This window comes from Paenibacillus ginsengihumi DSM 21568 (assembly GCF_000380965.1).
Taxonomy (GTDB): domain Bacteria; phylum Bacillota; class Bacilli; order Paenibacillales; family NBRC-103111; genus Paenibacillus_G; species Paenibacillus_G ginsengihumi.
Genome location: NZ_KB905572.1, coordinates 1 through 13,958, shown reverse-complemented (window position 1 = coordinate 13,958; position 13,958 = coordinate 1). Strand labels below are relative to the sequence as shown.

The 13,958-nt window shown below is 56.6% G+C and carries 9 protein-coding genes and 1 pseudogene; 8 read left to right on the top strand and 2 right to left on the bottom strand.

Annotated elements, in window-relative coordinates; genetic code table 11:
- Nucleotides 1-369: 369 nt before the first annotated feature.
- Both F591_RS0113845 and F591_RS0113835 read left to right on the top strand, forming a co-directional pair.
- Nucleotides 370-816: a flavodoxin gene (locus tag F591_RS0113845; RefSeq protein WP_019535208.1), complete on the top strand. Its 447-nt coding sequence runs from the start codon at nucleotides 370-372 to the stop codon at nucleotides 814-816.
- 234 nt (nucleotides 817-1,050) lie between these two features.
- Nucleotides 1,051-1,995 carry an ABC transporter substrate-binding protein gene (locus tag F591_RS0113835; protein WP_019535207.1) on the top strand — a complete coding sequence of 315 codons (945 nt, stop codon included), beginning with the start codon at nucleotides 1,051-1,053 and terminating at the stop codon, nucleotides 1,993-1,995.
- A 375-nt stretch (nucleotides 1,996-2,370) separates the two neighbouring features.
- On the opposite strand, the gene F591_RS31450 is transcribed toward F591_RS0113835, so the two are convergent.
- The gene (locus F591_RS31450; protein WP_019535206.1) at nucleotides 2,371-2,532 is read right to left on the bottom strand and encodes a hypothetical protein; all 162 of its coding nucleotides are present in this window, start codon (nucleotides 2,530-2,532) and stop codon (nucleotides 2,371-2,373) included.
- 202 nt (nucleotides 2,533-2,734) lie between these two features.
- On the opposite strand from F591_RS31450, the gene F591_RS29615 reads away from it, so the two are divergent.
- The 3 genes from F591_RS29615 (at nucleotide 2,735) to F591_RS0113815 (ending at nucleotide 5,442) form a co-directional block, all read left to right on the top strand.
- Entirely contained in the window at nucleotides 2,735-3,076 is a 342-nt protein-coding gene (locus tag F591_RS29615) for an ABC transporter substrate-binding protein (RefSeq protein WP_156829564.1), read from the top strand.
- Nucleotides 3,077-3,369: 293 nt separating this feature from the next.
- On the top strand, nucleotides 3,370-4,407 hold the full coding sequence (locus F591_RS0113820; protein ID WP_156829570.1) for a FecCD family ABC transporter permease: 1,038 nt from the start codon (nucleotides 3,370-3,372) through the stop codon (nucleotides 4,405-4,407).
- On the top strand, nucleotides 4,408-5,442 hold the full coding sequence (locus tag F591_RS0113815; protein ID WP_019535203.1) for a FecCD family ABC transporter permease: 1,035 nt from the start codon (nucleotides 4,408-4,410) through the stop codon (nucleotides 5,440-5,442).
- A gap of 237 nt (nucleotides 5,443-5,679) precedes the next feature.
- On the opposite strand, the gene ilvB is transcribed toward F591_RS0113815, so the two are convergent.
- Nucleotides 5,680-7,413 carry a biosynthetic-type acetolactate synthase large subunit gene (gene ilvB / locus F591_RS0113810; protein ID WP_019535202.1) on the bottom strand — a complete coding sequence of 578 codons (1,734 nt, stop codon included), beginning with the start codon at nucleotides 7,411-7,413 and terminating at the stop codon, nucleotides 5,680-5,682.
- A gap of 907 nt (nucleotides 7,414-8,320) precedes the next feature.
- On the opposite strand from ilvB, the gene F591_RS0113805 reads away from it, so the two are divergent.
- From F591_RS0113805 to F591_RS33560, 3 genes and pseudogenes are all read left to right on the top strand, one after another.
- A complete protein-coding gene (locus tag F591_RS0113805) occupies nucleotides 8,321-10,993 on the top strand; it encodes a Tn3 family transposase (RefSeq protein WP_245581046.1) in 2,673 nt (890 codons plus the stop codon).
- A 673-nt stretch (nucleotides 10,994-11,666) separates the two neighbouring features.
- The gene (locus F591_RS0113795; RefSeq protein ID WP_019535200.1) at nucleotides 11,667-12,542 is read left to right on the top strand and encodes a CgeB family protein; all 876 of its coding nucleotides are present in this window, start codon (nucleotides 11,667-11,669) and stop codon (nucleotides 12,540-12,542) included.
- Between the two features lie 760 nt (nucleotides 12,543-13,302).
- Nucleotides 13,303-13,591: pseudogene (locus F591_RS33560) on the top strand (transposase); the annotation flags it as partial.
- Nucleotides 13,592-13,958: the final 367 nt, after the last annotated feature.

Here is a 13,958-nt window from a genome sequence, read left to right as displayed (position 1 = left end):
CGTGATGCCCGAAACGTCAACACGGGGTTCGCACGGTAACGCGGAGTCTCGGTAATGCGGACTTCGACCCCGACACGGAGTTAGCTCGGTAATGCGGACCTCGATCCCGACGCGGAGTTGGCACGCTGACGCGGACTTCGAGCCCGACGTGAAGTTCGGCGGCCGCCGGCTAAGCTTGCTTCTCCGCTCGCAGCAAAGTGCAGATTAGCCCGAAAAAGGCTAAAACAATATTGACAATGATAATCATTATCAATTATTCTAATAAATGTGCGCGCGCATGGCTTCAGATCATGGTCATAAATCATACAAAAGATCCCGTTCGCGGGAGTGCAGCCTTGCATGAATTCAAGTTCGAGGGAGAGTGCAGGAATGGCAAGCATCGTAATGGTATACGCCAGCATGACGGGGAACACGGAGGAGATGGCCGAAGCGATTGCGGAAGGGGTGCAGGAGGAAGGCGGGGAGCTCGTCATGAAATCGGTTCTGGACGCGGACGGGAGCATACTGGAACAATATGACGGCATTCTGCTCGGCGCTTATACATGGGGAGACGGTGAGCTGCCCGACGAGTTTCTCGATTTTTACGACGATATGGAATCGCTGCAGCTGGACGGTAAAAAGGCGGCTGTTTTCGGCTCCTGCGACTCCGCATATTCTTCTTACGGGGCAGCGGTAGACACCTTGATCGAGAAGCTGACCGAGCTCGGAGCAGAAGTCGTGCTGCCGGGGCTGAAGGTCGAATTGTCCCCGTCCGAGGAGGATAAGGAAGCGTGCCGGCAGTTCGGCAAGCAGTTTGTCCGGCTACTGAAGGAGTAGAGGCACGCGAACGTCCTGCAGGGAACCGCTTTGCATTTTACATATGGAAAAGCTTGTTTGAATAAATGGCGGATGAGAAAAACGTCTGGCTTTCTGCGGCGTTGAGAAAATGGCTCATGCGCCTTTTTTTCGTCTCAGCTGAGCCTCCATATTATTTCTTGCAAGCCAAGGAGCGGGTTGGTATAGTAATGTGAGATGAGAATCATTATCAACTTGCCGTGGAGGTCGTCAATCATGTTCAAACGTCTCAAGCGCCCCGTCGTGCTCAGCATCCTGTTCTGCGCCGCGATGATGCTGAATGCGTGCAGCGGGACGACAACCGACACCGAAAAAACCGCCCCGGAGCGAGTCTTAACCGATGCACTCGGCCACGAAGTGAAGGTTCCCGCCCAGCCGCAGCGCATTATCGCCTCTTACCTGGAAGACCATCTGGTCGCGCTTGGCGTGAGGCCTGTCGCCCAATGGTCGGTTGGCGGCCAATCGGTGCAGGCCTATTTGCAGGGTGAGCTCGCCGGCATCCCGCCGATTCCGTCCGATCTGCCGTACGAAGCGGTCATGAGCTTCAGCCCGGATCTGATCATTATGGGCAGCGCGGACATGGTCGCCGGAGATAAGTACGATCAATATGCCAAAATCGCCCCGACCTACACGGTAGGCACGGAAAAAAATAACGACTGGCGGCAAGTGCTGCTGAAGGTCGGCGAAGTGCTCGGCAAAAGCGAGGAAGCGAAAAACGTATTGGCAGCTTATGAAGCGAAGGCGACCGAGGCGCGGGAGAAGCTGAAGCAGGCGGCCCAGGGCAAGAAGGCGGCAGCGCTGTGGGTAACCGCCAGCAGCGTCTACGTCGTCAACGAGAAGCTGTCCAGCGGCGATGTGCTGTATAAGGACCTGGGGCTGACTCCGCCGGATGCGGTGCGCGAAGCTTCCCGGTCAAGCGACAACAACTGGATTCAGCTTTCGCTGGAGAAGCTGGCCGAGATGGACGCGGATTATTTGTTCGTCGTCAACAGCAAGGGCGTGTCCAAGGAGCAGCTGTTGCAGGACCCGGTCTGGGCCGGCATTCCGGCCGTCAAGAACAATCAGGTGTACGCCTTTGACCGCAGCTCCAGCTGGTTGTATTCGGGGCCGATCGCGAGCGGCCGGATAATCGACGACGTGCTGGGCAGCGTGCTGCAATGAAAGCGCAGAATGCCGCGCCATCAGGCGGCGATAAGAAGACCGCAGTCGTTAAGGGCTGCGGTCTTGCGCTTGCCGTTAATTTAGCGTCTGGTAGCACCATCTTCGTGAACAGTCGTTCATTGGCCTTTTTCGGCTCGTCCGCATGCTTGCAAAGAAGGGGCTGACGTTCGTTAAGCCGATGGCCACGAATGATCGGAAGCGCTGTGCGCTGGAATTCCGGCATTGCTTGCTGCTGCTCGGCCGGGCTGTTTGGCTGTGGATTAATCCGCCACACGCCTTCGCCCCGCTTGCTCTCCCCTTGCTTGCCCCCTCGAGCGTCCAGCCGCAGCCGCGCTTTATTTTGTCACAATTCAAACAAAATCAATTTAACCCTTGTCAAGCGGCGCAATTAATGCCATAATAAACCTCGAAAATGAGAATCATTATCATAAACTTTTTCAGTGCGAGATGGGGGTTGGAACGTTGCACCGAAGGAAGCGTTTTGCGCTCGCCGGTTGCTTCCTGCTGGTCGTCGCCGTGCTGCCCGGCGCTTGCCAAGCGAATCCGCCTAACGCAACGAATGCTTCTCCGATCAGGAGAAGCAAGCGGACAGCGGGAAGGAAGCTAGCCACATTACCAGGATTTACTCGAGCGAGAAGCGGGACGTTGAGATTCCCGGCAATCCTGCAAGAGTCGCTGTCGCGGTGCGGGATTATGCGGGGGATGTCATCGCTGCCGGCGTGAAGTGAAGCCTGTCGGCGTGCCCAATTCGATGATTTTCGATGCTCCTTATTACAAGGAGTTTCTGCACGGGGTGGAGAGCATCAGCGCGGACGATGCCGTGTCGCTGGAGCGAATCACGAGCCTTAATCCCGATCTCATTCTGACTTATCAGGAGGATGCTTACGACAACTTGTCCAAAATCGCTCCGACCATCCTGATCCCGTACGGAAAATACGATTACAAGGAGCGGCTGCTGGAAATCGGCAAGCTGCTTAACCAAGAAGCCGAGGCGCAGCAGCGGCTTAAGCAGTTTCAGCTATTTTCAGGACATCATCGCGCTCGAGCATCCATTGAACATGCTTACGGAATTCTTTCTTGAAAATTTTGCGATATCCGCACGCTGAAATTTCAGGTACCGCAGGTGGCGACCGATGACGAAGGAATCGCTGGTCATAGGCGTCTATCTTGAAAATTTGACGAAACCCTTCGGCGAATTTTCAACACCGCAGGTGACGACCGATGACGACAGGAATCGCTGGTCATAGGCGTCTATTATCGAAATAACGCTCACGATGCAGCGTGTGCGAGTACGGAATGCAAGCAAAGGTGGAGCTTATGACTCAAGAGACGAAAGTGATCCAACATAAAAGGATGCCGCTGCAAAGGGAGCCGATGCCGAGGGAGCCGCTGCCGGCAGCGGCGGCCGCGGTCAGAAGCCGGCCGTGGGCGGCAACCTTCATTCTAACCTTCGGGCTGGCCGCTCTGGCGCTGAGCGTCGGGCTGTCGGTTTCTTTCGGGGCTGCCGATATCAGCTTTCCCGTCGTGTGGGAGGCGATCTTCCACTTTAACCCCGATGTGACGCAGCATCAAATTATTCAGGAGCTCAGGCTGCCGCGAGTGCTCGGAGGGGCGATGGTCGGCGCCTCCTTCGCCGTGGCGGGGGCGATCATGCAGGGGATGACGCGCAATCCGCTGGCGGATTCCGGCTTGCTCGGACTCAACGCCGGGGCGGGACTGGCGCTGGCGATTTGCTTCGCTCTTTATCCCGGGCTGCCCTTCATGCACTTGATTATGTTTTCCTTCATCGGGGCGGGCGTCGGCGCGGGGCTCGTATACGGAATCGGCTCGCTCGCCCAAGGCGGACTGACGCCGGTGCGCCTCGTATTGGCCGGCGCGGCGCTCAGCGCCCTGTTCAGCGCGCTGAGCGAAGGGATCGCGCTGTATTTTCAAGTCGGTCAGGACTTGGCGTTCTGGTATGCCGGCGGGGTGGCGGGCACCAAATGGTATCAGCTAAAAATCATGCTGCCCTGGGTAGCCGCCGCGATTGCCGGGGCTATTGCCCTGTCCCGTTCAATTACGATGCTGAGCCTGGGCGAAGAGGTCGCCCGCGGGCTCGGACAGCGGACGAATCTGGTCAAGCTGGCGGGGGCAGTCATTGTGCTGGTTTTGGCCGGATCGGCGGTTTCGGTCGTCGGCGCAGTCGGTTTTGTCGGACTCATTATTCCGCACTTGGCGCGCAAATTGGTCGGGGTCGATTACCGCTGGATTATCCCGTGCTCCGCGGTGCTCGGCAGTCTGCTCGTCGTGTACGCCGATCTGGCGGCAAGGATGGTGCGGCCGCCTTACGAAACGCCGCTCGGGGCGCTGATCGCATTGATCGGCGTTCCCTTCTTCCTGTATTTGGCGCGTAAAGAAAGGCGGGAGCTGTAGATGGACGCTGCAACGATTTCATTTTCGGAGCAACGAAGAAGGAAACGGGGCATTGTCGTCATCTCTGTCATCGGCCTTCTTGTCGTTCTTGTTTTTCTGATCAGCATGAACACGGGGCATATCCGCCTGTCGCCGTGGGATGTGCTGCGCACGCTGTTTGGCATGGGGACGGAGAAGCAGGAGCTGATCCTGTTCGAATTCCGCCTGCCGCGGATCGTCATCTCGCTGCTGATCGGCGCAGGGCTTGCCGTGTCCGGCTGCATTATGCAGGGCATCTCGCGCAATGCGCTGGCGGACCCCGGCATCCTCGGGATCAATGCCGGCGCCGGGATCATGGTGATGCTGTTCGTGGCTTACTTCCCGACGACGATGGCGGCGCCGGTCTTTCTGCTGCCGGTGCTGGCGCTTGTCGGCTCGGGCTTGACCGCTGCGCTTATTTATTCGCTTGCCTACAAGCGCCACCAAGGCTTGTCTCCGACGAGATTGCTGCTGACAGGGGTCGGCGTCGCGGCTGCCATCAGCGCGGCGATGATCGTGCTGACGCTGCGGCTGTCTCCGGAGAAATATCAGTTTGTGGCGACCTGGCTGGCCGGCAGCATCTGGGGAGCGAACTGGAAATTCGTGCTCGCGCTGCTGCCGTGGATTGTCGTGCTGCTGCCTTACGTCTTCTATAAGGCGCAGGTCATGAACGTGCTTCAGCTTGGCGAGCCGATGGCGATCGGGCTTGGCACCGCGGTCTCCAGGGAGCAGTTCAAGCTGCTGGCGGCAGCCGTCGGCCTGGCCGCATCCAGCGTCTCCGTCAGCGGAGGCATCGGTTTCGTCGGGCTGATCGGTCCGCATCTGGCGCGGCGCCTGGTTGGGGCGAAGCACCAGCTGCTGCTGCCCTGCTCGGCCGTGCTCGGCGCGCTGCTCGTGATCACGGCCGATACGATCGGCCGCTGGATATTGCAGCCGTCGGAAATTCCGACCGGCATCGTCGTGGCGATCATCGGCGCTCCGTATTTTCTGTATTTGCTGTCGAGATCCAGAGCGTAACGGCCAGCGGCGTGTTTTGGCCGCTTGCGGCAGGCCGCCGGTCCCGCTCTCTTGTCCTCGATAAAATCAAACCAGCATCTTTTCAGGCAAAGAAAAGCGTATACGTCCGTTAGTCCTCTTCCGTCCGGTCTGCCGTCAATGCTGTAAGGATGGTCAGCCAATGCTCAGTCGCCGAAGGTTAAGGTCGATGACGAACGATTCGTTCGTCATCGGCCTTTGATTTTGCCGGTTAACCGTCTAAACCTCAAGATCCCCCAAAACCATCTGATCCAGCGTCTTCCCGCCGAGCACCATCGGATATACATTTTCGTCTTTGGGCACTATGAAATCCACCAGCACCGGCCCGGGAATGTCGAGGGCTTGCTGCCAGACCCGCCTTGCTTCCTGCTTGGTGCGGGCCCGGAATCCGGGGACGCCGTACGCTTCGGCCAGCTTGACGAAGTCAGGGCTGCCCGCCAGATCGATCTGGCTGTACCGCCGGTTGTACATCAACTCTTGATGCTGTCTGACCATGCCGAGCACCTCGTTGTTGATGACGACGATTTTGATCGGAATCTGCTGAACGGCGCAGACGGCCAGCTCCTGGGCGCACATCTGCATCCCCCCGTCGCCGTTGACCGAAATGACGAGGCGGTCCGGATTGCCGACCTGCGCGCCGATGGCGGAGGGGAGACCGAAGCCCATCGTTCCGAAGCCGCCGGAGGTGATGAGCGAACGGGGGTGTTGAAATGGGTAAAATTGCGCCGCCCACATTTGGTGCTGGCCTACGTCTGTCGTAATGATGGCGTTGCCCTGCGTCGTTTCGTGGATCATCTCCAGAACATACTGCGGCTTCAACTCTGTGTCGGAATCTTTGTACCGCAGCGGATACCGCGCCTGGTATTCCTTGATAGTCTGAAGCCAGCGGCTTGAGCGGGAAGGGACGGCCCGCGCGTTCGCATATCCCAGAACCTCCTTGATATCGCCGATGCAGGCGATGTCTGTCCGTATATTTTTGTTGATTTCGGCTGGGTCGATATCGATGTGGGCGACCTGTCTCGCATTCGGGGCAAAGCCGTCCAGCTTCATCGTAACCCGGTCATCGAACCGCGAGCCGATCGAGATGAGCAGATCCGCCTGCTGAATAGCCATATTGGCCGCATACAAGCCATGATGGCCCGGCATGCCTAACCACAGCTCGTGCCCGCTGGGGAAGCCGCCCAAGCCGAGCAAGGTCGTCGTCACCGGAATGCGGGTCCTGTTGACGAAGGTGACGAGCTCCTCGGAGGCGTCGGCATACACGACCCCGCCGCCGGCGATAATGACAGGCCTCTCCGCCTCGGCGATCGCCTCAAGCAGCCGGTCGATCGACGCCGGATCGGGAGCCGGCGCGGCATCGTATCCCCGCACCTCAATAGGGCCGCCAGCGGGGCGGTACAGCATCGTTTGATTCGAGATGTCTTTCGGAATGTCGATCAACACCGGCCCTTTCCTGCCTGTGCGGGCCAGATAGAAGGCTTCGCGGATGATGCGCGGCAGCTCATGGACGTCGCGCACCAAGTAATTGTGCTTGGTAATCGGCATCGTGATGCTGACGATATCCGCTTCCTGAAAAGCATCCGTCCCCATGACGGCGGTCGGCACGTTGCCGGTAATGACCACCAGGGGAACGGAGTCCATATAGGCCGTCGCGATGCCGGTGACCAGATTGGTCGCTCCGGGGCCGGAGGTGGCGAGGCAGACGCCGACTTTGCCCGTCGAGCGGGCGTAGCCGTCCGCTGCGTGAATCGCCCCTTGTTCGTGCCGGGTCAGGATGTGCTTGAAATCCGGATTGCCGGCCATCGCATCGTAAATGTACAGCACGCTGCCTCCGGGGTATCCGAACACGCATTCCGTACCTTCCTGCAGCAGGCAACGCAGCAGAACCTCCGATCCGGTGATCCGCTCTTCTTGCGCATGCGGTTGCGACGGGGACTTCGACAGGGGCGACATCGACACAGGTGATGGTTTCATGGCAATACATCCTCCTCAAAATAAAATAAACCCCTTCCCCCTTCAGGCAGCATCGATTTGCCATGCCTAAAGGGACGAAAGGGGAACATTCGCGGTACCACCCTAATTCGCCGAACACCTCGCGATGATCGGCCTCATGAGGTAAGGGAAGCCTTACCTGCAGCGCGGGTAACGGGCGCCACTCCGCTTGAGCCTACTTGTCAAAAAGCGGCCTTGCCGCCGACTTTCAGTCCAAAAGCTCCGAGACGACATCTGGCGGAGGATTACGGCAAAGGTCTCAGCCAATTCCTTCGCTCTCTGGACATAAGAGCCTCCATCATTTTCTTCTCTTCATTGCCGTTCATGTCATTGATGATCATAGATCATTGCATGGGGCCATCGGCTTTTCCATGATTTTGGAGTCGATGGAAGCTTTAGCGCCGATGACCGGCGATCTTTCCATTGACCGCTGCGTTAAAAAATTTTTACTGGACTTCAATGGAGCTAAGTTTTAAAATGAAAAAATGAATAGCTTAACATTTACATTTCTGTAAATTAGTGTTACAACCTATCGCGGGAGCGCCATCGGATTTTTCCCGGAAGCGGCTCGTGCCGGGCAACGTTCTCGGGATAGCTGCTTGAACAGCAGAATCACGCGATCGCATACTCAGGATACAATAAAGCGATATTGCGGGCTGTAAAATTCATCACAGGTAACCGTTTATATATGCATGAGCAAATGAAATGCAGGTGTCGTATCGATCGTGAGGCTGATCTTGATGCGGACAGCGATGGTTGTTATGTCGGGACAAGCGTCGACGTAAGCAGCGAACCTGACGGACTGATCGGCTCGGATGCATGGCTGAAGGAGAATGAGGTTGACTGCGGACAGGAGAGTGGGGTTTTGGTGAATGCCAAGGAAGTATTGACGGAAGAACAGCGGAGACGCTTCAAGCGAATTCCGGAAGCCGGCGAACAGAGCGCGCAGCAGTATTTTACGTTTACCCAAGCGCAGCGGGACTGCATTCTGATGCGGCGCCGTGACCACAATCGGCTGGGCTTTGCCGTGCAGCTGGCGCTGGTTCAATATCCCGGCTGGCCGCTCCCGCACTACGAGTCGATTCCGCCATCTACATTAACTTATATTGCGGATCAAATCCATGTTTCGCCGGATGTCATGGCTCAATATGCCAAGCGGGAACCGACCCGAAGGGAGCATCTGGAGGAAATCCGCCGAACATTCGGCTACGATAATTTTTCGGCTCAGCGGTACAAATCCCTGGTGCGGCTGCTGTATGCCGAGGCGTGGGAGAACGACAATGCTGTGGAGCTGATGGATATTGCCGTACGCTGGCTGCGGGAGAACAAAATTATTTTGCCGGCCATATCCACCATCGAACGGGTTGTATGGGAAGCCATGCACCGGGCGGACAAAAAAATGTATTCCATTCTGGACGCCTCGATTACGGAGGAGCAGAGACGGCGCATGGACGCCATGCTGGAGGGGCAGGAATCCTCGAGAACGTTGGCCTGGGTCAGGGACCGGACCGATCTTCATTCGCCCGAAGGGTTTCTGAAGGTCGCGGAACGGCTCGGCTATTTGCGGCAGATGGAGCTGCGGGTGGATGCCGGGGCGATTGCCCCCGCAAGGCTGCGCAAATTGATTCGCATTTCCGCTGCATACGAGCCTCACTTGTATAAGCGGTTGAGGCCGGACAAGAAGTATGGACTGCTCGGGCTGCATCTTCAAACGTTAGCTGCGATGCTTGTGGACCGCGCCGTATACATTCATGATTGCCTGATTACCCGGTTTATTTCGGACATGGCCGCCTGTCGCCGCCAGCACGGCGACGCATCTGTGCCTGACGGCGCTGCGGCGCTTCCTCCTTCGCTCCGCACGCCGTTCAAGAAACGGTATTTCCGCTTCCGGAAGTATACCCCCGTCATGCTGGAATTGTTCGATTTTCGCGGCAATGACGCAAGCTCCCCTCTGCTTGAAGCCATCGAAGTATTGCGTCAGATGAACCGAAGCGGCAAACGCCATATCGCTGTCTCCGAACATATGCTGAATTTGGTTCCGAGGCGGGCAAGATTGCTGATGGCGGACGACCGCGGGGCAATGTACGGCTATGTATTCGAGATGGCGGTGATGGTCGAGATTCGCAATCAGCTGCGAGCCGGCAACCTGTGGGTTGCCGGCAGCGAGGCGCACCGGCCTTTCGGACAATATTTATTGCCGAGCGGCGGGGACGGCGGACGGCGGGCCGAGCCGCAGGACGAGCGTTGGCTGGAGGAATATTTGGCGGACAGCCGGCGGAGGTTGGCGGAACAGCTGCCGCTCGTTTCGCACAGCACCGGCATGTCGGCGGCTTACTTGCCCCGGGATGCAGGCGAGGGCAGCGGCAGGTGGACAAGGCTGAACCATTCCCTTTACAAGCGGCTTCCCGGCATTCGTCTAATGGATCTGCTGCGGGAAGTGGATGCCTGGACCGGCTTCACCGACCGGTTTGTCCATTCTTCTACCTTGCGCGAGCCTGACGAAGCGGAAAAGCATAAGCTCTGGACCGTTCTCGTCGCGCTCGGGACGGCGAACGGCCTGAAGAACGCTGCCGGGGACGGGGCGGCTTCGGCAGCGTCCTACCGGCAGTTGATGAACACGCTGCAGTGGCGCGTAAACGAGGAGACGATCGAGCAGGCGAACAAGGCGCTGATCGAATATCAGCGAGGCCTGCCTCTCGCCGTTCATTGGAGCGAGTCGGGCGGCATTTCCTCGGATGTGCAGGCGGTTCCGGTCGTCCGTAGCACGGCGCGAACCTTGCGCGGAGAAAAGGCGGGGCGCTGCTATCAATATCGCTGGATGAACGATCAATTCCTGATCGTGCATACCGAGGCAGCCCCGTTTGGCGATCTCGGCCCGCTGCTGAACGGAGCGGCGAGTCCGGATACACCGTACAGCCTGCATTACTGTCATGCTTCCGGCTTCGCCGACCGGCTGTTCGGATTGTCCCGGCTGCTCGGCACCCGCTTGTTCCCCCGTTTGCGCCGGTTTCACAATACACGGCTGTATCGAATCGGCCGGATACCGACATCGCCGTTCGTGAAGCCGGGGGATATCGACGTCGCGATCATCCGCGAAGCGGCCGCCGAGCTGCGGCAACTTGTGCAAGCGATACGCTCGGGAACGGTATCGGCAAGCCGCATGTTTGCGAAGGTGCGGTCCCGGGACAGCTTGAACGCAGCACTGCGGGAAATCGGCCGGATCGAAAAAACGCTGTTTTATACCGAGTTCATCCGCAGCCGTTCCCTGCATCAAGCAATGGCCCGGGATGCGCAGCGGTGGAAGGAGTTGTACGCGCTGATCCGCCTCTTGACGCCCGGCGGCGGAGGGAGCCTGCAAGGAAAGCATGCGGAAGACCAGGCCCGTTTCCTGCAGGCGAACAGTCTGCTGGTCAATGCCATTGTCGTATGGAATACGGTTCAGCTGGAGCGGTCGATTCGCATATGGAAGGAAAGCGCGAGCGTTGACGAAGAATGGTTGAAGCACGTATCCCCCTTGTATGGGGGGCATATCGCCCTGTAACCGGACCTCGCCCAAGAGGCCGCCTCCTGAGTCATTTTGCTGGATGATCGGAGGCGGTCTTTTTTGTCTTGGCATGGAATCAAGCAAGCGCGGGCCCCATCTGGCTAAGATCGCGCCGTAGATGCTCATGCTTATTGCAGAGGCGCTTTCATCTAACGTACGATAATTTATAAATGTTGTATTCTATCAGCTTATCATTTTTGTATAATCGAGCATATCTATAAAATGGGACGAGACTTTGTGAAGTCTCACACGCTTAAGTCTGTCGGCGACAATGGATGGCGATGTTCAGCTTTGGCATGATTGGGAAGAACGAGAAAGCTATGCTGCGTCAATGCCTGAGAAGTGCGAAGGATATTTGCGGCGAGGGTGCGATTACCGGTATCGTAACTATTTAATGCATGGTCATGACCATGAATTGCAATGTTCCTTGACCCGGGGTTTCGTGTAAAATCGGAGATATCTACATAACCAAGAGCCGGCCGGCGCGGGAACGGGCGTACGAGCACAACAATCAAACCTGCAAGTGCCGGCCCGATGGCCTGGTGATTCGGCGCAGGCAATGCGTTATGCCAATCGCACTTCGGACAGAACGACGGAAATCAGGACGAAATGATGTTATTGCAAAGAAATCTCAACCAGCATAGAATCGACCACAGGAGGGCCCGGCAACGTGAGGAAGAACAGGCTTCTGATGTGCTACGGAAAAACGTGCTATACGCCAGGACGATACTTGGAGGACGGATTGCGCAGGATCGGCTGGCACATCGATCACGAGCCGGAAGCCGTCGATTTTGAACGGCTGGATATGACTCCGTACGCAGCGGTTCTGTTCGTGGACAATCCCGCAAGACCGCCGGTCAGAGTGAACGGCATCGAGCGCGTGAAGATTCCGAAGCTGCTGTGGATCACTCATGGGGAGCACCGTCTGGAGATCAGTCTGCTGCTCGACCGGGCCTATCGGCCGGATATGGTGCTGATGGCGCATTCGCTTCATTTGGCGCACCGCTTCTCCGCTCCGGTGCACTTCTTTCCGTTCGCGATGGCGGAAGACCTGTTTAACTGTACCGAACCGCTCAGCCGGCGCAGCACGGATATTTCGTTCATCAAAAGCTCGGATACGACCATCGACAGCTGCACTATACCGCTAAGCTTGCTGAAAATCCGCTTCGGCGCCAAGCATCGGCTGGCGCTCCGGCCGAACGCCGAGCTTCATCAGGCGGCTCCGACGTACGGCAACTCGAAGCTCGTGATCAATGTCAGCACCAATGGGGGCAGCAGCATCGGCACGCGCATTTTTGAAGGCATGGGCTGCGGGGCATTGGTTTTGTCGGAGTATGCGCCGGGCATGGAGCATTTATTCGAGGATCGGATGCATCTGGCCATATTCCGAACGCGCGATGAAATGCTGGAGCGGGCCGATTATTATTTGAAGCATCCGGATGAAGCCCAGCGCATCGCGGCTGCCGGTTATCGGCATCTGCTCAGCGCCCATACGTACCGCCATCGAGCCCGCGAAATCGCCAATATTATCGCAGCGATCAGTTAGCGGTATGGGCCGCATACATTCAGCAGCAGTGTCCGATTCTATGCCAATGTGCAGAAAATGTAGAGGCATGATGTTTATCATAAAAAAACATCTATCGAAGTCCATACAAGGATGAGCGACCGCGATTTAGAGGTACTTTTTCTTGGTACAGAAAGTCGCACTTCCTGAATGCTTAGCGAAGTTAAACTTTCTGTAACGTTCAAATAGACGCCGACAACGAGCGATTCCTTTGTCATCGGTAGTTGCTCGCATTTTGGCTTACTCAATCTTGCTTATGTACACGTCAGTTGCGGCGGTTCTATGGAAGATGCGCTCACGGAAAGCAAACCGAATGGACGTTATTTTTTCGGGAAGAAGGAGACCATCAAGTATTGCCGAAGGATCCAAAAGAAAAAGCCATAAAATTGCTTCGGATGATCCAAGCTTTGGGGAAAGCAACCTTCGTAAGAAGGTGGTGGGGTCATCGAATCAACCGTTTTATGGCACATTCATTGTACCACGGCGCACGGGTCGCGAAAACAGATTAACGTTTCCACATACCTTTTTCCTAGCCTCATCGTGCACGGGTCAGTATAATGGAGGCAAAGGTTAGCCGGCTGGCCTTCCGATTCATAAGGAGGCTACTAACCAATGGATGAAGCAATACGGGAGAAGATTGCGTTATTTCGCTAAGGACTCATTGCGCCGCTTTTAAATGATCAGTTGGTAGGAAGCGGTAGCGGAATTACCTTGATTATGTGAAAATGAATGGGGTTCTGCGCGATGCGTCGGCTGTGAGGACTGCCCGCTAAAGCCGCAGTGTACCAAAGCCCAAGGTGATCGCGAGATCAAAGTGAGCATGAAAGTATTGGCGGCTAAAGAAACAGGCCAGGGAAAAGCTCCGCAGTGAAAAAGGGTATGGCCTGGCCGTAAGGCGCATGATCGAGCCGGAGCCTGTGTTTGGCGATATGAAGAACAACCGAAGCTTTAAAAGGTTCCTGCTTCAAGGCTTACCCAAAGTAAGTCTGGAGGTCGGATGGCTTTCGCTTGCCCACAATCTGCTCAAGAAGCGGTGGACGCCAAAAGCCAAGGAACTAAGCGAGAATAGGCCGCTTAGCTCCTTGGTTTATTCCGTATGTCATCCTATTTTGCTGCTGAAGGTGTTCCAGAGTTTACTTTTGGGACAGCCTCGATATCAAACCACCCGTTAAACGGTGACTACGTGATTGGGGAATAACTTAAACCTGAATTTCGAAAGCGCATAAGATCAATGCAAGATGCTAAAGCAATGGCGACTTAAGATGTAAAAATGTAGGAGTTTCCCATGCCTGGTGGAGACGGAAGCTTGCGGCGGATGGTCTTTCCCCCTCCCCAATGAAGAGGCAGTCCTTATTTCCATGTAAAATTTTGCTATCATCATTCTAACTGCGCCACTCG

Bases quoted from the DNA above. Each gene is read 5' to 3' on its own strand.
- F591_RS0113845 (WP_019535208.1), top strand. From the start codon at position 370: ATGGCAAGCATCGTAATGGTATACGCCAGCATGACGGGGAACACGGAG.
- F591_RS0113835 (WP_019535207.1), top strand. From the start codon at position 1,051: ATGTTCAAACGTCTCAAGCGCCCCGTCGTGCTCAGCATCCTGTTCTGC.
- F591_RS0113820 (WP_156829570.1), top strand. From the start codon at position 3,370: ATGCCGAGGGAGCCGCTGCCGGCAGCGGCGGCCGCGGTCAGAAGCCGG.
- F591_RS0113815 (WP_019535203.1), top strand. From the start codon at position 4,408: ATGGACGCTGCAACGATTTCATTTTCGGAGCAACGAAGAAGGAAACGG.
- ilvB (WP_019535202.1), bottom strand. From the start codon at position 7,413: ATGTCGCCCCTGTCGAAGTCCCCGTCGCAACCGCATGCGCAAGAAGAG.